22 protein-coding genes are annotated in these 25,339 nt (G+C 41.1%); 12 read left to right on the plus strand and 10 right to left on the minus strand.

Going from position 1 to position 25,339, the window contains the following annotated elements; all coding sequences use genetic code 11:
- Positions 1-159 precede the first annotated feature (159 nt).
- The 3 genes from MJX74_RS00005 to MJX74_RS00015 all read left to right on the plus strand — a co-directional run bounded on the left by MJX74_RS00005 (position 160) and on the right by MJX74_RS00015 (position 6,127).
- A complete protein-coding gene (locus MJX74_RS00005) occupies positions 160-894 on the plus strand; it encodes a hypothetical protein (protein ID WP_240219747.1) in 735 nt (244 codons plus the stop codon).
- Complete coding sequence (locus MJX74_RS00010) at positions 887-1,801, plus strand: DUF726 domain-containing protein (protein ID WP_240219748.1); 915 nt, start codon at positions 887-889, stop codon at positions 1,799-1,801. The genes MJX74_RS00005 and MJX74_RS00010 overlap by 8 nt, the downstream gene beginning before the upstream one ends.
- A 606-nt stretch (positions 1,802-2,407) precedes the next feature.
- On the plus strand, positions 2,408-6,127 hold the full coding sequence (locus tag MJX74_RS00015; protein WP_240219750.1) for an SIR2 family protein: 3,720 nt from the start codon (positions 2,408-2,410) through the stop codon (positions 6,125-6,127).
- A gap of 251 nt (positions 6,128-6,378) precedes the next feature.
- Here MJX74_RS00015 and MJX74_RS00020 read toward each other — a convergent pair whose 3' ends face one another.
- On the minus strand, positions 6,379-6,621 hold the full coding sequence (locus tag MJX74_RS00020) for a hypothetical protein (RefSeq protein ID WP_240219751.1): 243 nt from the start codon (positions 6,619-6,621) through the stop codon (positions 6,379-6,381).
- Positions 6,622-6,736: 115 nt separating this feature from the next.
- Between MJX74_RS00020 and MJX74_RS00025 the strand changes: the two genes are divergently transcribed.
- Positions 6,737-7,462, plus strand: a complete 726-nt coding sequence (locus MJX74_RS00025; RefSeq protein WP_240219752.1) for an AHH domain-containing protein — start codon at positions 6,737-6,739, stop codon at positions 7,460-7,462.
- The gene (locus MJX74_RS00030; protein ID WP_240219753.1) at positions 7,459-8,022 is read left to right on the plus strand and encodes a hypothetical protein; all 564 of its coding nucleotides are present in this window, start codon (positions 7,459-7,461) and stop codon (positions 8,020-8,022) included. The genes MJX74_RS00025 and MJX74_RS00030 overlap by 4 nt, the downstream gene beginning before the upstream one ends.
- Before the next feature lie 331 nt (positions 8,023-8,353).
- On the opposite strand, the gene MJX74_RS00035 is transcribed toward MJX74_RS00030, so the two are convergent.
- Both MJX74_RS00035 and MJX74_RS00040 read right to left on the minus strand, forming a co-directional pair.
- Positions 8,354-9,466 carry a M15 family metallopeptidase gene (locus tag MJX74_RS00035; protein WP_240219754.1) on the minus strand — a complete coding sequence of 371 codons (1,113 nt, stop codon included), beginning with the start codon at positions 9,464-9,466 and terminating at the stop codon, positions 8,354-8,356.
- A 457-nt stretch (positions 9,467-9,923) separates the two neighbouring features.
- The gene (locus MJX74_RS00040) at positions 9,924-10,694 is read right to left on the minus strand and encodes a DNA/RNA non-specific endonuclease (RefSeq protein WP_240219759.1); all 771 of its coding nucleotides are present in this window, start codon (positions 10,692-10,694) and stop codon (positions 9,924-9,926) included.
- Between the two features lie 290 nt (positions 10,695-10,984).
- Between MJX74_RS00040 and MJX74_RS00045 the strand changes: the two genes are divergently transcribed.
- Complete coding sequence (locus tag MJX74_RS00045; RefSeq protein WP_240219761.1) at positions 10,985-11,512, plus strand: H-NS family histone-like protein; 528 nt, start codon at positions 10,985-10,987, stop codon at positions 11,510-11,512.
- Between the two features lie 332 nt (positions 11,513-11,844).
- Here MJX74_RS00045 and MJX74_RS00050 read toward each other — a convergent pair whose 3' ends face one another.
- Genes MJX74_RS00050 through MJX74_RS00065 form a run of 4 tightly spaced genes read right to left on the minus strand, consistent with a single transcriptional unit; the run spans position 11,845 to position 14,741 of the window.
- Positions 11,845-12,150: a hypothetical protein gene (locus MJX74_RS00050; protein ID WP_240219763.1), complete on the minus strand. Its 306-nt coding sequence runs from the start codon at positions 12,148-12,150 to the stop codon at positions 11,845-11,847.
- A gap of 19 nt (positions 12,151-12,169) precedes the next feature.
- On the minus strand, positions 12,170-12,631 hold the full coding sequence (locus MJX74_RS00055; protein ID WP_240219765.1) for a hypothetical protein: 462 nt from the start codon (positions 12,629-12,631) through the stop codon (positions 12,170-12,172).
- Positions 12,632-12,649: 18 nt separating this feature from the next.
- On the minus strand, positions 12,650-14,254 hold the full coding sequence (locus MJX74_RS00060; protein WP_240219767.1) for a hypothetical protein: 1,605 nt from the start codon (positions 14,252-14,254) through the stop codon (positions 12,650-12,652).
- The gene (locus MJX74_RS00065; RefSeq protein ID WP_240219769.1) at positions 14,247-14,741 is read right to left on the minus strand and encodes a hypothetical protein; all 495 of its coding nucleotides are present in this window, start codon (positions 14,739-14,741) and stop codon (positions 14,247-14,249) included. The genes MJX74_RS00060 and MJX74_RS00065 overlap by 8 nt, the downstream gene beginning before the upstream one ends.
- Positions 14,742-15,316: 575 nt before the next feature.
- On the opposite strand from MJX74_RS00065, the gene MJX74_RS00070 reads away from it, so the two are divergent.
- Together MJX74_RS00070 and MJX74_RS00075 are read left to right on the plus strand one after the other, a co-directional pair.
- On the plus strand, positions 15,317-15,661 hold the full coding sequence (locus MJX74_RS00070; protein WP_240219771.1) for a hypothetical protein: 345 nt from the start codon (positions 15,317-15,319) through the stop codon (positions 15,659-15,661).
- 247 nt (positions 15,662-15,908) lie between these two features.
- Positions 15,909-16,670, plus strand: coding sequence for a hypothetical protein (locus MJX74_RS00075; RefSeq protein WP_240219773.1), 762 nt, complete (start codon positions 15,909-15,911; stop codon positions 16,668-16,670).
- Positions 16,671-16,689: 19 nt separating this feature from the next.
- Here the strand turns inward: MJX74_RS00075 and MJX74_RS00080 are convergent, their stop codons facing one another.
- Together MJX74_RS00080 and MJX74_RS00085 are read right to left on the minus strand one after the other, a co-directional pair.
- Positions 16,690-17,340 carry a DUF6988 family protein gene (locus MJX74_RS00080; protein ID WP_240219781.1) on the minus strand — a complete coding sequence of 217 codons (651 nt, stop codon included), beginning with the start codon at positions 17,338-17,340 and terminating at the stop codon, positions 16,690-16,692.
- A 9-nt stretch (positions 17,341-17,349) separates the two neighbouring features.
- Positions 17,350-19,563: an ankyrin repeat domain-containing protein gene (locus MJX74_RS00085; protein WP_240219784.1), complete on the minus strand. Its 2,214-nt coding sequence runs from the start codon at positions 19,561-19,563 to the stop codon at positions 17,350-17,352.
- Positions 19,564-20,089: 526 nt separating this feature from the next.
- On the opposite strand from MJX74_RS00085, the gene MJX74_RS00090 reads away from it, so the two are divergent.
- The 4 genes from MJX74_RS00090 (at position 20,090) to MJX74_RS00105 (ending at position 23,221) form a co-directional block, all read left to right on the plus strand.
- On the plus strand, positions 20,090-20,650 hold the full coding sequence (locus MJX74_RS00090; protein WP_240219786.1) for a DUF6933 domain-containing protein: 561 nt from the start codon (positions 20,090-20,092) through the stop codon (positions 20,648-20,650).
- Positions 20,647-21,258: a hypothetical protein gene (locus tag MJX74_RS00095; RefSeq protein ID WP_240219788.1), complete on the plus strand. Its 612-nt coding sequence runs from the start codon at positions 20,647-20,649 to the stop codon at positions 21,256-21,258. Before MJX74_RS00090 ends, MJX74_RS00095 begins: the two co-directional genes overlap by 4 nt.
- Before the next feature lie 260 nt (positions 21,259-21,518).
- A complete protein-coding gene (locus MJX74_RS00100) occupies positions 21,519-21,923 on the plus strand; it encodes a hypothetical protein (RefSeq protein WP_240219790.1) in 405 nt (134 codons plus the stop codon).
- Positions 21,924-21,934: 11 nt separating this feature from the next.
- The gene (locus MJX74_RS00105) at positions 21,935-23,221 is read left to right on the plus strand and encodes a hypothetical protein (RefSeq protein ID WP_240219792.1); all 1,287 of its coding nucleotides are present in this window, start codon (positions 21,935-21,937) and stop codon (positions 23,219-23,221) included.
- 426 nt (positions 23,222-23,647) lie between these two features.
- Here MJX74_RS00105 and MJX74_RS00110 read toward each other — a convergent pair whose 3' ends face one another.
- Positions 23,648-25,333 (minus strand): protein kinase family protein, encoded by a 1,686-nt coding sequence (locus MJX74_RS00110; protein WP_240219794.1) that lies wholly within the window; start codon positions 25,331-25,333, stop codon positions 23,648-23,650.
- Positions 25,334-25,339: the final 6 nt, after the last annotated feature.

Consider the following 25,339-nt stretch of genomic DNA (forward strand, 5'->3'; position numbering starts at 1 on the left):
TTGGCGACCGATCTGATCGCGCAAACCGCATTGAGTTCCTTTCCCTTAGTGATCTACTGTTAGGAACAGTTATTTAGCGCATTAATAGAAGTCATTTATTATTTGAGTGACTTCCTTCTGCACTACGCATTGCTTTTAACCGCCACCAGTGTACTTGCAATGGCGCTTCTTGAAATGTGGAAGAATATCTTTAATAGCAGGGAAAAGTTCCACATGCGTCAGATTCACAAATGGATTACTGAAACGTCGCTCCCTCTTGAAACATCACAAAATCAGTCTGAGCATCCCGAAGGACTGCAAAACAATGTATATCGGCAACTTATTTTGCTTACTACTGGCGAACGTCTTGATGCTAGTTTCACTCTTGACGGGATTAAAGACGAACATTTTAAACTCATACCAAAAAACGCTCTGTTTGCGCTTGAGCTTGAAAAAATGATGGGTCAAATCCAGGAAGCTGCGGATTCAGCGCTCTCAGATCCAAACCTTTACCCTCAACTCTATCAATTTCTCACCCAAGGAGCTTATAAGGAAGACATTTTACAATGGCTGACGGAGTCAACCTTTACCCCTGATGCAAATAACAATGATCACCAGGCCATGAAGAAGCGTGCAGATGTCTTTAGTCGACTGAGCAAGCTTGCGAAGCGGAGATTAGACTGTCTGCAAATTGAAATGAAGTTTGTATGGAGTCATAGCAATCAGAGACACTCAATTATTTTAGGGGGCGTCCTGCTTTTTATTAGCTTAATTTATCTTGAAATTACGACAGGTAATGAGACCGGCCCCTTGGATTGGTTACGAATACTGATCGCATCACTTATCGGTGGTATAGTCGCTCCTGTTGCAAAAGATTTAGTAGTAGCACTAAGAAAGGTCCGTCAAAGTGGCTAGATACGTTGGCGTTCCCAAAGGTTATCCGTCTGGTGTAGTCTATCAGCTCCGTCAAAGTTTTGAAGGAGGGGACCTTCGGCAAAGTTTATTGATGGAACCGAGTAATAAAGGTTTTGATAGGCGCGAGATAGTTGTTTTGGTGCATGGATTTAATAACCATTACGGCGAAGCCGCAGTTGCTTATGAGGGGTTTCGCAAACGGCAATATAGCCTGAACTCAAGTCTGCAACCAGCATCACTTCAATCAATTTTGGCTGACGTACATTGGCCGGGAGATGCAGCTTGGGGCTTGTTCGATATTGCTGATTTTTTGGTTTATCCTTATGCAGTTGGCACAGCGAAGAAAGCTGGTGCAATACTCGCGAAGTTTCTTATGCAAATGCCAAACCTTGAAATTGTCCACTTCATTGGACACTCCCTCGGCTGCAGAGTAGTACTCGAAACAATTAGGAAGCTTGGGGCTCGGCCACAAGTCGGGAAACTATGTTTAATGGCAGCCGCCGTACCTGTTTTTCAAGTGGAATACGGGGGACGCCTTGCTTCAGCAATAGCCCGTGCTAAACATGTATTAGTGCTTCATTCTAGTAGCGATTTAGTTCTAAAAGCGGCCTTCCCCCCCGGCCAATTTGCAGCGGGCCGTGGTGAGGGTTTTTTTCCTGTGGCATTAGGTCGTGATAAACCACCACCAACGGTTGCGGGAATGTTGAGTGAAAAAGAGGTTAAGGGGGCAAAGCATAGTGATTATTGGGGGCATCAACTTACTAAGCAATCACAGGATGCTGCAGCATATACTGCGGAGTTTATAGGCTTTGACATCAACTTCAGAAGCATCGGGAAACGTAATTCAGCTAAGGCTATGAAATTTTGTGCATCACGTAACGTAAGTGAAAGTAGAACTCTTGGTTGATATTTTTGTTCATGATTATTATCTGTCTTAGCCCACTTGTATATGTGTGTTTTTACAGTCCCTCGATCTGGATGAGATTTGCAATTTAAATTGGATTGGTCTTAATGTCATCTGACACTTTTCATGATCGAGCTTGATCAAATCTGACAATCAGCTTAGTGCCAAAAGCGGATATTCACTGAGATGCGATTAAATCGGCGCTTTTCACTGAAAGCGGACGTTACTTGAAAAACGTGACTCTCGGATTTCGAGTTTTTCTAAACCTCAGGATATTGTCAAAACGTCAAAATACGTAGATTGTCCATTTCTCGTTTCTGAAGGTTACCAAGGTTAAGAATATAACGAAGTAACAAAATTTAGTTAGCAACTACAGCTGCACATTCAGATTGTAGAGTTCAATGTACTGAAAATCATATTTACAAGTACATGGTTCGACAAATAAAAGTAATATGGATTAAGATTGAATATCAACCATATCCACTGGAATAGCTACTTAAAGGGATATTAAACGTGCGTTTCTTTAAAGATGGTCCAAGTATTCCAGATCTACTGCTTGAACGGCGAGATCAGGGACGAGTTGTGTTTCTGTGTGGAGCAGGAGTTTCTTTGAATGCAGGAATGCCTACTTTCTATGAGCTAACAAAACATGTAGTTGATTCCTTCGATCCACCTAAAGATTCTACAGTGGAGTCTGAGTTTAGACTTTGGATTGAAGATTATGAGAGTAAACAAAATCGCCCGAAGGCTCCTCTTGACCAGATCTTTCATCTCCTCTATCAGGAATATGGTCGAGAGGACGTCAATGCTTTGGTTGCAGAACGACTTTGGCGTGCCAGAGCTTACGATGTCAAAAGTAAAGAACATAATATAATTACGAAAATATCGACTGACCAAAATGGCAAACCGCAGGTCGTAACTACCAACTTCGACTTGCTTTTCGAACCTGATTTGATATGTGCAGAAGGGAAGATTTATGAACCACCTGCCTTTCCCGACATTAACCTCGGTGTACCTTTAACTGGCATCACCTATCTACACGGCCGCCTTCAAAACCCAGATGTCAAGCTGCATCCTTATGTACTGAGTAGTGCCGATTTTGGGCGAGCCTATTTATCTGAGGGGTGGGCTACCAACTTTATTCGATCGTTATTAAAAAGTTACACAGTTGTTCTTCTGGGCTATCAAGCTGAAGATCCGCCAGTGAAGTATTTGCTTCAGGGGCTTAATCATAATGGCCTTTCAGACAGATCAAATCTTTATGCTTTTGATAAGGGAGAGCCCGAAAATATAGAAGCTAAGTGGAGGGATCGCGGTGTAACAGCTATTGCCTGCAAAGATTACCCAAGTCTTTGGCAAAGTCTTGAAGCTTGGGCGGAGCGAGCCGACAATCCACGACTGTGGAGGTCCAATGTAATTAACTTGGCTATGAAGGGCCCTCGCCAGCTTTCAGCTTTTGAACGAGGCCAAGTGATCCATTTAGTCAGAACAACCGCTGGAGCTCGTTTGTTTGCAAAAGCTAATCCTCTTCCTCCGCCAGAATGGTTGTGTGTTTTTGATGCCTGGTGTCGCGTAGGTAAAGTGAGCAAAGATTATTTAGATAACGGAGAAATTTTTGATCCATTACTGGAGTACGGCCTAGATGATGACCCTCCAAGGCCTTCTGATGCTGATAAAGAGTCCAATTGGGTCTACGACCATATTCTGGAATGGCGCCGAAGCGACACTAATCCATCAACTTTTCATAGACTCGGAAATCGGCAAATAGCTGGCTCTGAAAGCATGCCACCAAGACTACTCCATCTATGCAACTGGATTACAAAGCATTTAGACAGCCCTATTGCCGCATGGTGGGCGGCCCGCCAAAGTGGACTACATCCGAGGCTTATGGCCAGTATAGAGAGGGAACTCCAAAGAAATCTGCAATTTCACCCGGAAGCTCGTCGTACTTGGAGTCTTATTATTAAATATCAATCTGATAGCAGAAACTTTCGTTGGGATTCTGGCTGGTACGATGTTAAAAAAAGAATTAAAAACGAAGGCTGGACTCCTGCAGTACTCCGATACTTCGAAGAAGTAACAGAACCCATCTTATCGTTGGAGCCTCCTATAGGTATTAAGGTGTCGAAACCACCATTCGGCAGCTGGGAGGACTCGACTACCGAGAGTTTTCCGCGCTGGACTGTGAAATTTCCTGATAGACATAGTGAAGAACTTGTTGTGCCTGACTTGGTGATAGGAGCTGTTTTTCGTGTTGCTGAGAGACATTTCCACCATGCTGCCGGGCTTCTAGAGGACACAAACACATTATATTTCTCTGCTCCGACGTGTTATCCAGATCGAGAGGTTGAAGGCCAAAACCATGAGCGCCATGAAGTGTTTAGATGGTTCCTCGAATTGTTTGCTCGAATGGCCTCAAACTTCCCTGAGATCACGCGAGGGTATGTAGCTACATGGCCTCGCGAAGATAGGTTTTACTTTAGGAAACTTAAGCTATTCGCACTGAGTCATGTTGAGCTATTTGAAGCCGATGAGGCAGCTGAAAGTTTGCTGAACCTTTCGCAAGAGTGCTTTTGGGATATGAATGTACGTCGAGAGTTATTGTTCTTGATCAGTGACCGATGGGAAAGCTTTTCTGTCGAAAATAAAACTGCTCTTGCAGATCGGCTACTTAACGGACCAGACAAAGAGGAACATTGGTCTGACGAAGAATACCCAACAATCAATAACGAAATAGCGAGTCAGTACACACGTTGGTTGGTTTTACAAGGTAAATGTCTGATGGAAAATCAAACAAGTCGATTGGAGGGTATGATATCGAGGATCCCGAGTTGGAACGATGGCTGGACATCCAGTTTGGTTAAAGAGCATTATGGATATGTTAGGCGCATTGGAACAGATGAGGCGCCTGCAACCATTATCGATTTGCCGGTTAGTGAGGTGGTGGTCAGAGCGAAGGCTGAACATGGGCGTGATTTAGACAGCTTTACGAATAGACAGCCTTTCAATGGTTTAGTTAAAGCCAATCCACGTAAGGCGCTGTCATCGCTTTCTTATGTGGCTAGGAGCGGTGAATACCCTCGAGAATTTTGGTCTGCTTTGATTGGTGATTGGCCAGATGGAGTTCCCCCAAGGCTTTTCCGTGTATTTTTGCATCGGCTCGGACGCCTACCTTATGAAGCTATTCGTGAATTACGACATTCAGTTGGGAGTTGGCTTCGGGACAAACTACTTTCAGCGGTGGTTTTTGAACCAGAGCTTGCCTGGAATACGTTTGATCACCTAGTTTCCGGGTTGATTTCTGAAGATGGGGTTGCGACCCGCAGTGCAATTGAGGAAGTTCGAAGTGGTGGAACGGTTATTGAACGCTCACGCAGAACCATGGATTACGCAATAAACAGCCCTATCGGGCATGCGATGCAAGGATTACACAATACTCTAGATTCTCTGAAACTGAATCAAGAGGAAGGAATACCAGAAAGGTTTAAATTTCGAATTGAGCGCTTGGTTGCAGCCCCAGGTGAAGGAAAAGATCACGCAGTCGCTATTCTAACTAGGCAAATTAAGTGGCTGCTTTATTTGGATCCTGCGTGGGTAAGAGACAGAGTTGTTCCCTGGTTCGACTTTGATAACTATTTTTCGGAGCCGGCTTGGAATGGATATCTTTTTGCAGCAGAGCTCCCACCACAAGAGATTGGGGCTGCTCTCAAGCCAAAGTTGCTGTATTTGTTCCCGGCTCTTTATAGATGGAGTTGGGGTGAAAATCTTGCGAGGATCGCAACTCAGATTATTATTAACCTTGCTGTATTTCGAAGCGATAAACCAGATGGATTGAATGCTAAAGAAGCTCGCCATTGTTTGCGCAGTATGAATGATCGAACCCGGCAGGATGCAGTGTGGCAGCTTGGTAACATAGGACGCACAGAAAATAATGGTTGGTCTAAGCATGTTATACCGTTTATCAACACAGTCTGGCCAAGAGAGCGCAAATTCATAACCTCTAATTTGGTATTTTCCTGGGTATCTCTACTGGAGCGTACCGATGAGCGGTTTCCCGAAGTTCTAAGAGCTGTTCGCCGCTATTTAGTGCCTGTAGAGCGTGAGAGCCACTGGCTCTATAACTTCGGCCGGGAAGCTAGCGAAGAACAGCTTCTGACGAAAAAGTATCCTGCAGACGTTTTAGAATTGCTTGATGCAGTTATCCCCAACAGTGCCGAAGACATTCCATATGATCTAGCCCTAGTACTCGACCTTATCGAAGAAACAGCCCCAATGCTTGTTAGTGATCGTCGGTTCTTGCGCTTGGTTGGTTTGATAGAACAGACATAGGGTAGTGACACACTGAATTGGGTCAGTTAAGTAGAGGTTTTTTCACATGCTGAGTTCACAAAAGACGAATGTCTGCAACTAAGGCAAAGTAGATATTCGTTTTTTCGAGATCGCCTGAATGAACAGCAGCTTCTCGCTCATAACTGACTGTCGGGTTAGATTGGAACCTCTCGGCTAAACTGTCAGATCAGATATGAGCCACTACATTTAAATACCTTATGAAGAAAGCCCCTGTATATACCAACCTGTTTTTAGTTTGCAGTACATGTTTTATCTATTAATGTCCCAAGACTCGTCAGTGCATCCTTATAGCAATTGTAGGCATCACCGACTTGATACCATTGGTTACAGCGGTAGCCAGGTAGCATTAACACGATCAGCGTTTTACTAGTGTCGGGTTGTAGTTTAGCCAGTGACGGCAAATCCCGGCCAAGGCCGTTCCACACCTTTAGCATGGCAACAGCCTGCTGCTCTGTAACCCTCTGATTATCCATATTCAGATCCAATAAGTGAATTATTGGTTAAAAATAGATTTACAAATGATTGATGTCAACCTCCGTAATAACTAAAATACTTCCACTTGCTGAAACAAATGAGGGAGTGAACTTCATGATGAAACCGAGCACTACACACAATTTTCCGACTTTGCCTATGCCGCAACGTCCTTTAAATCCCAGCCCGCTCGAAATGGTTATTTATAATTATGAACTCAAGGCTCGGGCGTTTCACATTGAACGAAATAAGGCCACTCCCGCCAATGAATGTGAAAAAGTACGACAAGCTCGGATTGCAAAATGCGAAAGAGACTGGGAACATCTTCGAATAGAACGCAGAAAGATTGGAGTTCAGGTTAAATTACATGAACATCTGCAGTCATATAGAGACGCATGTTCCTCTATGTCTCAGGAAGAATTAGCTAGAGAAAAGCATCACCCCACTAAAACGTTGAGAAAAAACCTGTTTGCTGCCGGAGAGCCAAAGCCTAGCCCAATACATGAAGCTCATCACATAATTCCAGGCAAAGGTAGATACTTACAGTATCAAATGATGATTTGCCGTCTCAATTTACACTCGTATGGGATTGGTATTAACGATCCGAAAAATGGTATGTGGTTAAGAAATTATGAGAAAAATAAACCTGATGATTGGGCTACGCCTGAAGCCTCTGGTCATCGGTCATTACATTGCACAGAGTACGAGCATTGGATATCACAGAAGTTTATGAATGATAATGTCCCCGAACATGTTTATGTAGGCTGGCTGAAAGATGTAAAACGGCGATTAAGGTACGGCGTTTTTTCGTTAGATGATGCGGGCTCCGGAGTTCGCTCATGATATTCAGAATTGCAGCCCCTAAAAACACTCACGAGCTTATCGATTTTGATGTTATTTCAATGGCTAAAATGCTTGGAGATAAAGACTTCAAGTTAGTGAGACGGCTTTCAAACTCAACTGTAAGCATTTTGGACAGGTGGGTGAAACCCAGTTGTGGTTTCAATAAAAAATACAAGAATGAACCCAGCGACGTTTCGCTTTGGGGAAGTTTTTTGCTTTTGAGTCCATTAGCTTATGACTCGCTGTCCTCTGATTTATCTGCTCATGGTGAGTTTTTGCCTATTGATTTGAATGGCACAGATTGGTGGTTGTTTAATTGTTTGGAGTTAGGCAAAGAGTCTCTTGCTGATTGTGTCCCCCATGAGGCTGCGCACTCAACTGAGTTAGAGAAATTAGTGTTTGATGAGCGCGCGCTGTCTGGCAAGCTAATTTTTAAATCTGAACTCGAAGGATGTAAAACTCTGTTTTGTGATGACCGCTTAAAGATGGCTGTTACTCAGCTACCCGTGTGTGGGGTAAATTTCAATACCAATTTGGTAGAGCAATTTTTAGTATTGTGATGTATTGGTAGTCCAAATAGGCATATGGTTTGATGAGGACTTAGTTGGATTGGTCTTATTTTCATCTGACACTTTTCATGATCGAGCTTGATCAAATCTGACAGTCTGGACTTCCCCTAAAAGACTAGACACGCTTAATTTAGAATACAACTTTAGGAGGGCTCTATGTTCAAGTGACGTTTTACACCAGAAAATACTCCCCTTATCTCATAGTGATAAACCACCTAATGGGATATTAATTTAGGTCATTGTTAGTTTATGGGTACATAGTCCTACTTTTTAAGTTTTACAACTATCGGTAAAACAGACATTATTAATGAAATAAGTACAGTTAGTTTATTGGAATTTTGGGTTTTGGCGGAGCTTCAGGCTCACCTATCCAATTTTCAATTGCCGATGAGAGATGCTCTGCCCAGCTGTGATCGCCATTTTCAGGATAGTTACCTTTTTTCAGTTCTGATAATGTAATCCCATTTAACTGAATACCACCTCTATCCCACGTTGGGTTCTCTAAACCATACATTTGGGCTAATTCGTGCAAGCGTTTCCACCAATGTTTCTTTTCACCAGAGTCGTCCCAAGACCATTTGCCATCTTCATACAAGACGATATCTACGGCTAAGCCATATTGGTGAAGACTGGACCAGGGGGCCGCGTTAGTAACTTTTGGCCCAGTGGTTGTTCGCCCCCGTTGATACAATTGTTGCTGACGTCCTGGAGAACGATAGGCTTCGAAAATCTGAAAAGGTATACTTTCTTGGTTAAGACTAGATAGCAGTGATAATAAGCGGGAGCGAAATTCAGGATGTAAAACAGATAATCTGGTGTCGCGCCCTTCGATTACCGTTGGTTTATCTCCTAAACGTGCTCGAAGCTCTGTTAGTTTAGCCTGTTCCGCTTTCAATTCTTTTTCTAGTGCAGATGTGTCTATGCCTGTAAGAGTTTTGTTATCCACTTGTTGTTGCAGATTAGCGACTTCTATTTCTGCTTGCTGTTCATCGCTTATATAACCGGCCATCTTGTCTGCATAAGCTTGCCAACACTGTTGAGTGTCTTTTTCGCATAGAACTGATGCGAAGTATTCTGCGAACCATAACCTTTTTTGTGGGTTATCATCTAGGCCGTGTTTCAGGTACTTTGCAACAAGTTCGAACCGGTCTTTCGCAATTTTGGCGTCAGCTTCCTTGCTGGCAATTGCTATACTGCGTTCCCGATTGTTCTCGCTTACTACAGCCACAGCCAAAGTACCAAGACCAACAGTTATCAATATTTTTAGTACTCCGGCAATATGAGGTACTAAGATTACCCAGTTACTTTTAGGCGTGCTGCTATCAATTGACTCATTCTTGACTGACTCACGGGAAAAATAGTGTTTTCTGAAATCTTGAATAAGTAAGCGGATTTCACTAAGTAGCTCGCCAAGATCGTTTCGAAATTCACTCATCATTTTACCTGACGTAAACTATTTAATGAGGTTGTAATTGTCTATTACAACGATAGTCTGTTTTTGGTCTACAACTGCTGGAAAGGCTGCTGAAAACTTATTAATTAAATAATTTAGTAGAAAAGAAATGTTCCAGCAAAAAATGCATTAGAGTAAATCTTAACTTAGCTTGTCTGAATCACCACTATTTAAGTAGACACATGATAGCCATACTTGGTAGATAAACCTAAGCCATTAGCCTAACGTCCTTATTGGTTAATGAGTTAGGTCAACTGACAGCAATGAGCGAAAGTCGGCTGTTCGCTCATAACTGTCTGTCGGGTTAGATTGGAACCTCTAGGCTAAACTGTCAGATCAGATATGAGCCACTACAACTTAGTGAATATCTTCAGTTCAGTGTAAGAGCTTCATCTAACGATGGCCCAAGGCTAATATTCCTTGGGCCATGTTCAATTTTTCAGCAAGCCAGCTTAGCTTTCAGACCACCAACCTGCCCCTCTACCGCGGGCTCTTTGTATGAAGGTAAACTCGGCATTATATTAAGGCCGGCTCGGGACTCTACCTGATTAATGGTGACTTCACGCGGACAATAGCTGGCAGAACGACTTAGGTTCTGCTCCATAATATATGCAGAAGCTTCAACCCAGCCTGCGTTATCCGTAATAACCACTTTAAAATAACCTGACGGAATAGTATGGCTCTCATCTGCGCCGGGCAGTGTGCCAAAATACCACTCGTATAGCGGACCTGTAACCACATACACATCCTGGCCCGTGCGAGCCAGGTTTCTTACTGCAGTCTCTAAGTTAACCCACGCACCTTGGTTTAGGTTGGCTGATTGTGGTGTGATGTTAGAGAGGTAATTTGTCATCGCCCAATAAGCGGTATTACTGAATGCGGCAAGCGGCACTTGATGGCCGCGGTCAGTACCCAGCACCGCATTGGCGTCAGTGTAATCTGCCGGTTCAAGGGTGTAGGTAGAGTTAATGTCAGGGTCGGCTTTCCAAGTACGGGTGCGGGTTGGGCCATCAATCGTATTCTGAGTCACTTTGTAAGCGACCCAGTTAGCGAATTTTGTGCTGCTGTTGTTGTGTAAGGTGTAGATAGGACGATCAATTGTTTGTCCAGATTTACCAGTCGGGCAGCCATAAGCACAGTTCGCAGCGGATACCATACCGGTAAAGACGAAAGACAGTACTACTAACGTAAAGGTAATTGTGGTTTTCATTGTGATGCCTTCTTTTGATTAACTACACGGCATCGTGCATTCCATTTATTACCGTGTGATGACCAATTTTCAACCAAACTTTAATGAATACCACTCAGGTGCTAACAAAAAAACAGCATGATCTTGAAAGCTGATATGCGACTAAGTGAATAAATTCCATGTAAGTAGTTTAAGATTATTAATACACGCTGAATAAATAAATTAATAATAGGCATCCCAGATCTTTTAAATCTTTATTTTAATTGAGAAATTGTTTACTCTCCATGGTTGATTTATTGAAGGAAAAAACCATGTCAATTTTATTAGATAAGCGTGAATTAAAAAAAGCAGCAAAGGAACTGACGCTGGTTAAACTGACGGAAGTAATCGAAACCCTAAACAGTATCATAGCTGAACGGCAGAACGAAGTTGCGATGATTAACCAGTTAGAACAACTGGCGAAATCTCAGGGATTTACCTTAGAAAAGCTAGGCTACAAATTACATAATGATGCTGTAGCAGAACTGCAACAAGATTCTGAAAAAGTTGATAAACGCCCAACTAAGCCGAAGTTTAAGACTATAAACAAAGACAGCCAGTACTTCTATGTCGAGAACGGTCAGCTAAACCTGCTGCGCACTCACACCATGAAGAAAGGTTTGCAGGATCGTGGGGTTGATGTAGTGCCAATATCTAAGGTCGATAAAAAGTACGGTAAGCAAATCGATGCATTAATCGCAGATGCCTCTGCACAAGCTTTAGATAACTACAACTCTAAAGTAGATGCCTGGAATGAATGGGCAGCAGCTAATGGCGAAGAAATCCTGGCTAAGAAATAACACCTGATATCTGAAACCCAGCCCAGCTGGGTTTCTTCTTTCCAACATAAGGCCCGAAGGAGGAGCTCTAATACTTGACGTGTTCTCGATATTTAAGCCCAATAAGCCTTAACTTCTTCATAACTTATTTGGAATATTTCAAGACTATCATAATATAATAAATCGTCTGAGATATAGAAGAGAAAATGTAGGATACCGGAAGGTTAGGTGGAATATGGAAAATTGTATGTGACAACAAAATTTATGTATATACTGGCCTAAAGCACTATAAATATAGTATGACCAGTTAGAAAATCCATTCTGCACTAAATAACAAATGTAAAATCATAAAACTAGGTATAAGATGTAATATCACACCAATGAACAAGTCTAGTGACAGAAGAACCACCCACCCAAGTAATATTTTGGTGAATTTGAAGTTGATAAGGTACACCTGTACCCCAGCCATAAGGCCTGTCTATCGTAACCACATAAGCATAACAACTAGATGCATTACCACCTTGTATTAACAGTTCGCAATCCCAATTATAGAAACCTAGCATATCTTGGGTTAATGTAGAACAATATGCGTGAGCAGGTGCAGCTATCAATTGTGCAGCCATAGCCGCAGTTGGCATAAATAAGTTTTTCTTATTCATAAAAACCGTCCTTAAATTTTTATTTACCATTAATTTTTATATTATCGGTCAAGTTATACTCAGTAAATCCATTCCGAGAAGTGACACCTTTAACTGAAGAAGCAGTTTCAGTGTAAATACCTATAACTATGTCGTTTTTATTATGAATAGATGGGTTATAAGCAAAATATACAGGGATCTCTTCGGTTAATTCATTGATAAATTCTACAGTCGCCTGCTCTCTTTGTTCTGGTGGAAAACCACCAATTTTTTTAGCCCCGTCATTCATAAAACTCAAAAAGACCTGCTGATCAACAGTTTCAATTTTTGAACGATAGCTTAAAAAACACCCACTTGATTTAAACAATATTGGATTAACTTCTGATGCTTTATATTTAGATTCAAGCTCGATAGTTTTTTCAAAGCTTTGCTTGCCTTCTTCACAACTTAAGGCGCCAAAACTCAACGAAGAAATAACTAAAGTAAATATTACAGTTTTCATGTCAAATTTCCTATAATTTTATTTAAAGATAAAAACCAGCTCACTAAGAACGTCAATAACATTAACCTTGAAGTCCTTCCCAATGAATTTAAAATCAACACTAGAATTTTTCTCCATATATCTTATTAAAGACTTTGCGTCCTCAAAAACCACCTCCTCATCATTGTATAATAATTTAAAATTATATCCGTCAAAAATCAGTTCAGTTGATACGTTTTTGAAAACAATGTTTTTTGACAGAAACCAATCGCCAACTTCTGAAGTCTCGTCTATTATTCTCTGCAAATTGTCATGACAGCCGACAATAGACCTTGCGTAAAGATAAATATTTCCGATATATAGCATAGGCCTTAGATATACTGACTTCAAAGATCTGATTGAGGACAACATGCAAAACGATCTGTATTCTAGCTTATTTATATAATTACTATTGAACTCGTCTAAATATAATTTATAGATAGGATTCCCTTCAGACAATGCCATGCCGAAAATAAATCTTAAATACTTCCTCTGCTTACCAATATCATACTGCTCCCTTGGAACACCAATAATTACTTTTGTTGGGTTCATAATAAACACATTATACTTTGCACAAAAAAGCTCAACATTAGGATCAAGATGACAACCATCGCTAAATGATAAACCAAAATATTCCAAGCAGTGCTTTATAAAGTATTCTTTATACCTCGATCGATATAAATCCAAGTAGTAATCTATACTTATTTTTTGAAAAGTAAACTTACCGAAATTATAGACCCATTCTTTTAATAATTCTTCTACAATTCCTACTTCATCAAGAAAAGGAACATCACCATAACCTGCATGCCCATTATGATTATCAGGCACTGCTGTTGAGTTCGACAAATCCAGCCATTTTCCGTCAATTGCTATATTAGAATGATTCAATGCTCCGTGACCAATCCTATTTACTCTTGAAAATGAAAACTGATTAGCACAATTTTCTGAAAACAAAGTGAAAACATCGTGAAAGCTATGACATTGATTCAGACCCCCTATATTTTCCTTTAATCTTTCCAAATCATCATAAATTGAATATTCAACCCCTTCCTGAGGAGCTGCATTTCTAGCTCTAACAAAATGACCAACCCTTATGACTGGATGCCTAACTAACAAGGCCAAGTCTTGATAACCGTCTGAAATCACATTTTCATTACTAGATGTTGAATAGAACGGCGACCTTCCGATATAAATAAGAGCCGTATGTTCAATACAGCCAACTGGCAATATTTTATTAAGTATAATATAAGATATTACTTCAGTAATTCCTTCGTAGAGTGGATAAATTCCAGAAGAGTTGTATACACTTTCAGTCACTCCAGATAACGGTGTGCGGCCTATACCTTTAACCAAACAAGATTCAATGGTAGCAGAACGGCCACTTCCAAAGTTAGGACCTATCCCAAAACTACCGTAGTAATCACAGTAAGCTATTGTCGTCAGATCATCGTCGACATCAATCTCGGAAAAAAATAAATTATCTGATTTTTTTACGTAGGAAAATAACTTTTCATTATCATTATATGAGCGCGCGCCATTCGTCCACACACATTTAGAATGCTTTACTTTACTTAATGTAATATTCTTACTTTTCACACTATTCATTTAAATTAAATCTTCTAAGATCATCCGACAATTCACTAACTAGATTATAAGACTTCTTATTGAGGTCTATCTTTTTGGAATTTTTTAAAATATGAACATTGCTGGAGAAATTTATATACAAAAACTTATCCTTAAGACCTTGCCTTATACATTTTCTAGCAGACAAATCGAAAAATCCATGCGCTATATACACATCCCTAATCCAGTAAATATCTCCCTCAACCCACTCGAAAGAATGCAAGATATCTCTATTATACTTATAGCTTTGCCATAAAGACTCTATTGTTATTTTTGCATACAGTAAATAACCAACACGCTGAGAGAAAGAGTTATAAATAAAAAAAACGGTATTATTTTTCAATCCATCAATTAGAAAACCAAGTCTTCTATTCGAGGCGACATCTTGATTATTGCCGTTAAATAAACGTAGGTAATCAATTACATCATTTTCTTTTTGCAAATAGCTGTCGACCATAATAGCACTCAAATATTCCGCCACATCTACGATTAAGGTAAAAAGGTTACGCATATGAGCGTTAAATGTTAAATAACATATACATCATGAACAAAAATACGTCAACAGTCAACTTGAAAAAGTTACGGTTTACCTCAAATTAAATTCGTACATCTCCTGATTCAGTGGCACTATACATGTGTTAATCGCAGATGCCTGGAATGGCTGGGCTGCCGCAAATGGCGAAGAAATCCTGACTAAAAAGTAATATGTGATATTCGAAGCCCAGCCAGACTGGGCTTTGCTCTTACTCCCCCCCCCTCTCTGCTGCAACATGACTAAGCATGTTACTTATCTATCTGACGAGCTTTAAGCTAGCACGCGCTCGTCTGCATAATCTACAATAGTTACGACAATGTAAATTTTAACTAAAGTAGTGACAGCATGTTGAAAATTAACTAAGTTAGATACATATGCAGCACTTTGTCTCTAAATAAGAGCAAAATTTGCTCTTTAATGCATATTAAAGTGCAGAAAAGCCCTTCAGTTGAAAGTGACTAGCTTTACTGATTCACGCTTCTATTAGTTTAATTTAAAAGAGAGTCTTAATGGCTGAGCGCTTAATTCCGTTTGCAGTTAGAAAAGTTGATGAACATACAATCTCTGATCTTTTCTGTATTGCTGCTGAGCAATCTAAAGCAGCTAACAAAGTTTCTGAAGCAATGGATTGTGACGTCACGATTCCATATTCAGAGACAATTTTAGATATAATTTTTGATGCTGTTGGCGCACCAAATGATATCGAGTTTAGAGAGCCATTTTTCGACTTGTTTTTTGACTGGGTTCATGATGAGAAACAGAGTTTGGATGAATTTTTAAAGGAGTTCTATCTCTGTCTTGAGGACCATCTGCACATGCATAGAGTTCGTGAGCAAGACGCCGAAACCACCTAGTACTCAAATCAACCATCTAGCCCGGGACGTTATCAACGTGATAATCAGGGAGCCAAGACATGTAGCGACTGAACTTAGATATGCGCTAAGAAACGGCGTATTTGTGTCAATTAAAGATCTTGCGCTTACTGAGCGAGGGCTCGCATGTAGCTGTGTATGTCCTAATTGCAGTGTTGCATTGGAGGCGTGCCTAGGAGATGTGCGCCAACATTATTTCAGACACTGTAAAGATTCATCGGATTGTGGTGTGACCAATGAGTCTCTTTTGCACGCCTTCGCCAAACAATGTCTCAAGAAGGCCGTTGGAACCGACAAGGTGTTTAAGATACCCCGTGTTGAGGTTGGTAAAGTCATACCGAAAACATTGAGTGGCGAAATCAGCGACTCTGTGATGATTACCGCCGCTGAACTTGAGTACCGTGATGAAAATATTGCTACGATCCCAGATGTTAGATTAACCACTTCAAATGGTTGGGTTTTGAACGTAGAAATTAAGGTTACGCACGGTATAGATAAAACTAAAACGACAAAAATCATTGCAGGTAAAGCTTTTACATTAGAAATTACGCTTGATACCCACTCCCAGAACTCTTTCAAGCTTGAGGAAGTCGAAAAAGAAATTTTCGGTATAAATGGCAAGACAGTGTGGAACCATCCAGAAGCGCAGATTTGGCAACACAATCCCAAAAGTACATATAAAGCAAGGTCTGCGGCAGTCAGTCCTGTAGTCCATCCACCGCCAAGATTGCCTCCTAGGGAGAAAATTAACTTACCTCAAGATGTATGTTATGAGCTAAAGGACTGTTACTTAAGCCATGACGTCAGTGCTGATGATAATGGTCTAAATGTCGTACTAGAATTTTGTAATGAGCATGGAGAGGTCTTAAAACTGCCAGTTATCAAATTCAACGCCCGGTACTACGCATCAATATTTGAGGAACTGGAACCGGGGTCAAAAATCATGGTTATAACGCATAACTCTGAAATAGTTAGTGTTCGTAGGTATTAATTTTCGGCCAATTAAGTAATTACGCCTGAACAATAGGTAGACAGTCAACGAAGTGATGATGCATCTTTCTGACAGGCTCCATTGCTTCCTCATATCCAGTCAAAATAGATAGCATTTGCATATTTATAGCAGCGACAGCGTTGCAGTTTCGAAGTGCATCATAAATAACCTTGGGCTCATACCCTACGCCATTACTAACTAGTGCGATAAGACCGCTATGAGTAAAGCTGTTAAATGCTGAATTGTTAATGCCTCTAAAGTCATTCAACTGGCTAAGAATGTGTGCCGGGGCATCCGATTTTTCAAGTGCTCTAAGCATTTCTCCAATCAGGGGCGTTTCCAGCTTTTTTATCTCGTTCGGACCAACTTTGCCTGCTGTTGAGAGTTTATTAAACCAAGCCTCAGTATCAGCGTACATCAGCCAAAATCCACGTATCAGGCTTTCGTACTGGGGCCGCATCAACGCAAAACCCGATGAGGCGAAACCATCAGCAATTAACTGAAGAGAAGATAGGCCATGTTCAAATGACAAAATGCCTGACTGAAAGGCCATTCGCCATTTAAGCTCCGGCACCGCTTCAAGATGCTGTAACTGCTCAACGTGCTCCGCCATAAAATCATACATTTCAAAGCAGCGCGGCAGTAGCGCTTCTAGTTCTTTTTCGTACACAACTGTTCCTTAGTGCCTCAAAGCCAAAATTGAGCGGGAGCGCCAAAAGGCGGCAATCTGCCATGCATTGTTGGCAGTCTTAGTGTTTGGGTCAATAAAGGTTTTATGTGGCTTGCCACCGTACTCAAGCATTAGCGAAAATAACTCTGCCTCATCCAACTCTGCGGCTAACATTAATGGGGTGTAACCTTTTGCGGGGCTGTTGTGCTCGGCATTGACATCTGAGCCTTGTCTTATTAGTAGTCTCGCAATATCTCTAAGTTCTTCGATATTGGTATTTTTGCATACTCGATCAATCATCAGGTCGGCCATCATTTCTGATATTTCTTTGTAGAGCTGCGTTTTTCGATGTTCGGATAATTGCTCCTGTAACTCAGAGAGACTAAAGCCAAAATCTCCAGCAGATAACCGCCTACCCACGTCAATGAGTTCTGGCGTTATAGGATGTTGCAGCATAACCTCACGAAATCGCTTTGGATTTTTTTTAACCCCAACCAGCTTAATGATCTCATTTAGGGCAGTTTGGTTATCCGCTAAGCCCCGCATACCAACATCTGCACCTAACTCTAAAATCTTACTTACTATTTCGAGCTTACCCGTTCTGACTGCTTGTATAATTGCGAGGTGCTTTTGTTTTACCGTCTTTTGATTTACAGTGCTGGGAGTCATCGGAATTTTGATTATCGCGTCGTAATATCGTCTATTAAGGGACATATAGGGGACTTCGAGTAAATCGAGTTTATGCAGTGACAGTAATAGTGGAGTGTCACCAACCTCAGAGCAGACATTTACCTCAGCACCATGCTTAAGAAGTTGGTTAACTGAAGATAAATCATCCATCATGATGAAGTAATTAATTTGAGGCATTCTTCGCTGCCATGTACTGCCGACGTTGATTTTCTTCTTGGGATACCTTAAGTCGGGCTTAACCTCGCTATTATGATCTAGCATCAATGGTCCATGGTTTGCTGTGAATGGATAAGAGACGCCAGGGAATAAAGTGCGAGGTAAGAACATCTGATCAAACCCTTTTAGCCACATATCAACTTCCCACTTTTCCACTGTGTCTTTTAAGCGCAATTGTTTTTGCCCGGATTCGACCTCAGCTGAGGGGATGTCATAGCCGTACAGTACTTGAGCTGTTTTAAGTTTTTTAAGAAAAACGTTATCTGGATTCTCTGTTGCACTTGTAACCACTAAGCTCTCATTTACTACTTGCTCAATGTATGCTCCGCCGCCGCACAGTAAAGCATCAAATGCTTTTTCATAGAGTTCTTTTGCTGGTGCTAAATGACCTGACAAAACTAAAAATCTTGCTTCAAACCAGTTCAGTAGTCCCTCGCCGCCCTTTGGAATTAGAGATGCCGAGATGCTTTTGCAGACTTGTAGTTGTTTGATGGCAGATTCCAAGTCATCTAATGTTTTATGTCGTTTAACCAGAATTTTCTCTAAAGCCGATAGCTCATTTCGAAAACTAGTAAATGCCGAAAAATAACGATTCGGGTGTCTATTCATCTTTGTTTGCAAATCGAAGCTGCCAGAAGCGTGTATGTTGATGGCCCCTTGAATAAGTCGTTTACCCCAACTTTTTTTCTTAAGTGCGTCGATGAATCTGGCCGTCAACAATAGCGGTAATGCATAAGATTGACATACCTGAGGTATAATAGCTCTCAGACGTTGGTAATCAGGAAGATGCTTTCCTGAACGCCAATTTCTGATTTTATCTTTATCCTCTTTTGGTGCCTCTTCAAACTTTTTCCAGTCCAAAAATGTGTCGCTGCACCACTGCCAAACCTGATCAAAGGCTGAATTTGAACTCAAGAAATCTAGAGTCGAAGGCGCATAATAACGTCTGAACGGGTCGAGCACTTTTGTTAGTAAGGACTCTAGCTGTATAGCGAAGAAGTAACGGTTGATTGTAACAAGCGCTCTTTCACGGCTCGAACCAATGAAAAAGCCGCAACCCGCCATTTTGCGGCAGTATGTACCGATAATGGAATTTATTGTTTGTGTGGTAAATTCAGCAAAACCATTCAAGTCGTTTTTGGCAAAGCATTCATAAAATACACTATTAATTAATTCGCTGATTTGAGCAGGGTGAAGAACTGCTTCCCTAGCTTTATCATCCAGGTACTTTGTTACTTTCGTATTTCGAATACCAAAACAGCCTGCTGCTTCTCGAATGATTTCAACGGGTGTTGGTAGAATGAATCCCCGCTTCATAAAACCTCCACGGCGCAGTAAAGTCTAATATCGCGTTTAAAGTTATCCAAGCTCTCTTGTCACTTGGGGAGCCTGGAACCACAACCCTTTTACCTGAGGGCGCTATAAGCTTTGAGTGTTTCTTTCCTCGGATAAATATCCAGCCAGCTCTGCAAAGTTGCTTAATATACACATTAAAGTCTTTATTTGAGGTAAATTTTTTCATAGTCTAACCCTGAAGCGGGGGGAAAGCTCCCCCGCAGTCATTTACTAACGCTTAGCTGGTGCTGGAACTGCATTGCCGCGACCAGTACCAGATGGGTTACCGGTAGTGCTTGGCCAATTACCACCATTGCCAGGCTGGTTTGATGCTGGGCGAGATGAACCTTGTTTACTCATTGCTTTTTCCTCAGTTAAGCCCGGTGTTGGGCATAACCAAAAGTACAATTTTGCTTACTAGAATACGGCAGTGTAGTTGGCGGGATTTTTTAAATTTTTACAAGTCACTGAATTTAATATTAAAAGTAGGTGATGCAAATAGGCGGTAATGGCAGTGAATTTACATTGCACCAAAAAGCTTTTTGAACAACTGAGCATTTCACGCTTTGGGGCGGGCGAAACGTGTTCCACAGCCCAGGCTAACCCTTTGCTTAACTGGCATGCCAATATAGTCACCATTCAACGTAAACAAAATTTGGTGTTTATTAACGATGCTACCCGGTACGCAGTATTTATACTCTGTGTACTCAAAAGTGATTTGAGCCGTTTATCCATTCTGTTTCAAGACGTTTTCATAAACAGTTTAATGAAAGCTGGATTGTCGAGTGAGCTTGTGGAAAAGGCCGCGTTATATCTGCAAGATGCAGAAGTGAGTCTGGATACAGAGTGCAGTCGCTCTGTCCAAGGAACGATGAGATTAATGGTCAGTGATGTAGAGATAACACTGAGTTACCGAAAACAAAAAATCACTGATTTGCTTCCATACTCTACATCGCTGATGCTATCTGACCGTCCATGTACAATCAAAGGGCTGAAGGGTGTTATTTGGCCAATCAGAGAAATGGAAAATTTACTAAAAGACCTTCCAAGCATACAGGCGATTAAATGAGCATAATAAATAGCATTGATGATGAGTTGCTAAATTCTGACCTGAAGTTGGACGGTAAATTACTGGATTTTCTTTCATGGGCTTATTCAGATTTATGCGACGATGTGAACAAAGGGATATTCGCAGAATGGTTAGTAGCAAAAATTTTGAGGCTCAATAGTACTAGACGCTACCTATGGGCTGACAGCGATCTAAAAAGTGAGGATGGGGTTAGAATTGAAGTTAAGGCTAGTGCATATTGGCAGTCTTGGAAGGCATTGAATCCTGATGGTACTACTAAAGATCTGTCTAAAGTCGTATTTCAACCAGATAATAAAATTCGTTTTTCGGGTTTAGTTGCTAAAAATACAATTAATAATCACAGTCAGGAATTCGGAGCACTAAAGTCAGACTACTACTGTTTTTGCTTCCATACGGAAAAAAATTATGCCGCATGGAACGCCATGGATGTGTCGAAATGGGAGTTTTATCTGGTAGCTGCTAAAGAAATTAAAACCAAGAGCGTTAGTCTTAAGTGGCTTAGAGAAAGCAAATTCGGCCCCTACTCTCCAAGTCAGTTAAGGGATAAGTGGGAGCTTCAGGGGGGAACCGAACTAAGCAAAAGCTAAAAAGCTCCATTTAAACTTAAATTTAATCACACCAACAGTTTTCAATATATGTTAGACATTTCGATATATCTTACTCAAATGCTGTGAGAGTAAGTCACTTCACCTAGGCTAATGTGTTTCTATGACGGCAAGCCCCAACAATCTAGCTAGTGTAGGAAAAGGTACGTCATTTTTCTAAATAGATTATGTGGAGTCGGTTGAACATAATAGCCCCTAAGTTGTTCGGATATTTCATCTGAATCAAACCTGGAGCTATAAATATGTCTTTTTTCAATTCTGTTTTTGATTTTGTAGGTGATACAGCTAAGGCTGTGGTCGATTTATCTGCAACTACCGTCAATATTGTAAAGGAGCATCCCGGTAAGGTTGCATTGGTATGTGTTACTACCGTTGTTACTGGTGGAGCAGCCGCAGCATTTGCAGCTCCAATCGCCGCAGCTATTGGCACTACAGGTGCCCTCGGGGCAACAGCGTCTGGCACTGTTATTAGCACGCTGAAAGGTGCTGCATTGGCAAAGGCTTCTCTGGCAGCTCTTGGCGGTGGTGCAGTTGCTGCTGGAGGAGGAGGTATGGCAGCTGGTGCAACCGTAGTTGCTACTACAGGAGCAGCATTAGGGGCAACTGCAAGCGCAGGAGTTGCAATCGGTATAGCTAAAAAGAATTGAGGATAAAAGTAATGGCTCGTATAACTAAAGCACAGAAGGCTGGTTTGGACTTTTTGGATCAGAGCTTCTTTAATGAGTTGCTAGTTCACCGAGGCATGAATGCCAAAGAGCAAAATCAGCTTGGTGAAATCATTACAAGAGTATCGCATATGGCTGAGAGTAAGTACTCCGGCCGCGAGGCTGAGATCATCAAGCATTTGGCGTACTCATTCTTAGAGTTAAACGTCGCAAGTTCCCTTGAGGAAATGAAAATGGCTTTCCCTGAAGTAAAGTCATCTGTAGGAGTGCCTTTAGATACTATAAAAAAAGTTGAAGAATTTGAAGTCTCTTATCAGATGGGGCTAATGCTCGCAATTACAGAAAAGTCCACAGGGTTTAAAGCGAACCATGCATTGGAAATTTTTGAAACTCTCAAAGGTGAGTTTGTTAACTACTCACCTCTAGTTAGGCGCGATCTAGTGTGGCGCAGCTTTGCGTACGAATTTGAAGACGCATCTGTGAATATCTATTGCTGGCTGACAGTTGCTGGGGTACTGCCCGTAAAAAAGAATGGCCCAGATAGGATAGACAGTAATTTTAGTGCTGAATTTATGATCCGCCTTACCCTAATGGCCGAATACGAGATGATTAAACACAATCTTAAGCAGGCGTTCAGTAAAAACAATCTTGCCTCTGTGTTTCTAGGTAAACCGGATTTCGATTTGAATGAGACGACAATTGACCGTCTTCTAGATATAAATAAAGTCTTCCATGAATCGAGTTCCAAGTTGAGCTTGAGTAGTATTCCAATTATAAATAATTTAGATCTAACTAATAAAATGCTGGTGCAGAACTTCTTTGACCAATGGGGAAGTCGTAAGGTGAGGTTACGTATGCACACAGGAACTTTGGCTAGTTGGCTTGGGTTCTTGGGTGCTGGTATGATCGAGATTCAGCGTGCACGAGAATATACCGATGCAGCAGAAAAAAAATTTAATGAAGGTGTTGAGTCAGTTAAAATTTCCGACTTAAAGGTTCCAGCAATATTCAATGCATGCGACAACGGAAATACAACTACCGAATTCATCAAGAAGAGACTTTCTGGGTATGGTCTACAAATCAACTCCGATACGCTGTACCGTAATCACTCTTTGATGAGTAAGACGGAACTGCGTTTGCTGCTTATGTACTGCAATATGACTCGTGATCAAGGAATTGTGTTGCCAGTCATCTACGATGATACTTTTTACATGTCGTTGTTCATACATTCAGACAAGATTTTGATTAAAAAATCTTCAGTTATTAATCAGTCTGGCTAACTGTATTAGTTGATCGGCAATTTTTTTGCAAAAGGCACTGGGTAGTAGGGACAATATTTACTACGTCTGTGGTATTAAATTTGGGGGAAAGGTCAGAACTCATCTGCCCAGATTATGAGGAAAAAGCTAATCTCAACGAGGTTAATGAGCGTCTATGAGATTAGGGGAAGTCCACTCTTAGTGTTGTAGGTCAATAAAGGTCTTATATGGCTTGCCACCGTACTCAAGCATTAGCGAAAATAGTTCTCCCTCATCTAACTCTGCGGCTAACATTAGTGGGGTTAACCTTTGGGGGGCTGTTGTGCTCGGCATTAGCATCTGAGCCTGAGTTCGTAAAGCCAATCTCTGGTGAAGCGCAGAAATCTGAAGTGAATACCAAAGACATACCTAAGGGCGAGTAGTGATTTTTCTTTGCGTACTGAATAATTAAGTCAGTGCTATGAAAATAATAATAATGAAAAAAACAATCCAGCCAATTGTTTTTGCGTTACTATTGCTTTCCCGTGGCTGTTCTTTTGGCTGGTGTTGTTGATTAATTTGGTTTGAGCTGCTTGCATTATATGTTGCTTTTGGTTGTACAGCACCTAGAGTCTTAGATGCTGCGGCCCCTCTTATCTGGTCCAATATAGCTTTATTATTTAAAGTGTTTTGATTTCTATTTACAGTATATTGAGGCTGTTTGGCGACCTCGCGAGTAGCACCATTATTTTTTATATCAGATAATATCTGCTGATTTGAACTCAAATTGTTTGCTGAGTAATTAGGCGATGGCGCAACTTCTTTTGATAAGCGCCACTTGGCTTCATGTTCATCTAGCAGTTCCATTTGACCAGAATTAGTTATATTAATACTCAGATGAGTGTATGTAAATTTTCTATATGGAGGCTGCATTAAACCCACGATTCTCAACCACTGTCCTTCCCAAGACTGATCGGGTTTCGTATGCATTGTCTTCAAAGTATCACTCCAAATAGATACTTTGAATGTTTGTCCCCTCCAATCTCCAAAATTGATAAAAATGTATGGCTTCCCAGTTTTTTTCACTTTGCCAAATTTAACTTCTATAATTTTACCAATTGCCTCAACCTTATCACCTACTTTACCTAAGCACTCTTGATAATCATTGGCCGATACGACTGAATATGCGCTAATGTATGCTGGCTTAAACGCGCCTGGCTTTGTAAAACTGCTGGTAGAAGTCCTGACCGCCGAAGGAATATTTTTGCCAAGTATGAAGTCGGATAGAGCTGGAGCTTTATCTATCGTCGCAAAGCATACCGCAGCAAAGTCCTTGGCATACTTCTCTAACGACTTTATTCCAGTTAAAAGCCTAAATGTCTTCGAGCTATTTGGGTCAAGAAAGTCGTTTGCACGAAATACTATGGCATCTACTTCTGATTTTGTTTGACTCCAAATCTCAGATTTTTCTGCCAAGCTTTTTAACGCGAGCCATAACAGTATCAAAGAAAAGCGATCTAACTTTGCATTAAATGGATTGGTAATTTTCCTGCCTGGGTGCTGAAAATTAACATGCCCAAGCTCTGTGCTGCCCAGCGAACGAATATCCTCTACGAACATACCGTCGTAGTCTATGAGTTGTATTTCCGTTCCTTGATTAGATACCATTAAATTCCCTGTCTGCAAATCACCATGTGCAATGTTTTCTTTTTCAAGGAACGATGCAAGGTTTTCTAATGATTTTAGAAGGTTATTGATAGTAAAAGAGTTTCTGTAGTTATTTTCCAGAAACTCACCTAGGGTCTCTCCTTTGGCCCAAGCCATCTTCACTATTGGGTAATGATGGCCATCGACAACGATACCTTTAGGCTGGAACTGAAACTCCAGAAAATACGGAGACCTTAAGGTCGAAAGTCTTCTTGAAATTGCTTGGTAGCGTGGTTCTAGGGCTTTTGACTCTCTGTGAAAGCAGCGGACGGCATATTTTTTAGTAGAATTACTTATCGTGTAAGTGAGAGCAAAACCTCCACTAATAGCAAGTGGTAGTCCAAGACCCGTGGTAGCAAGTGTGCCTGTGCGGAGCTCAGTATCTGTAAGCAACCGTGAATGAACGCTAAAAGCATTATTGTATTGTTCCAGCGAGGGATATGCCATGTGCAG

The organism is Rheinheimera hassiensis (assembly GCF_022436675.1).
Taxonomy (GTDB): Bacteria; Pseudomonadota; Gammaproteobacteria; order Enterobacterales; family Alteromonadaceae; genus Alishewanella; species Alishewanella hassiensis.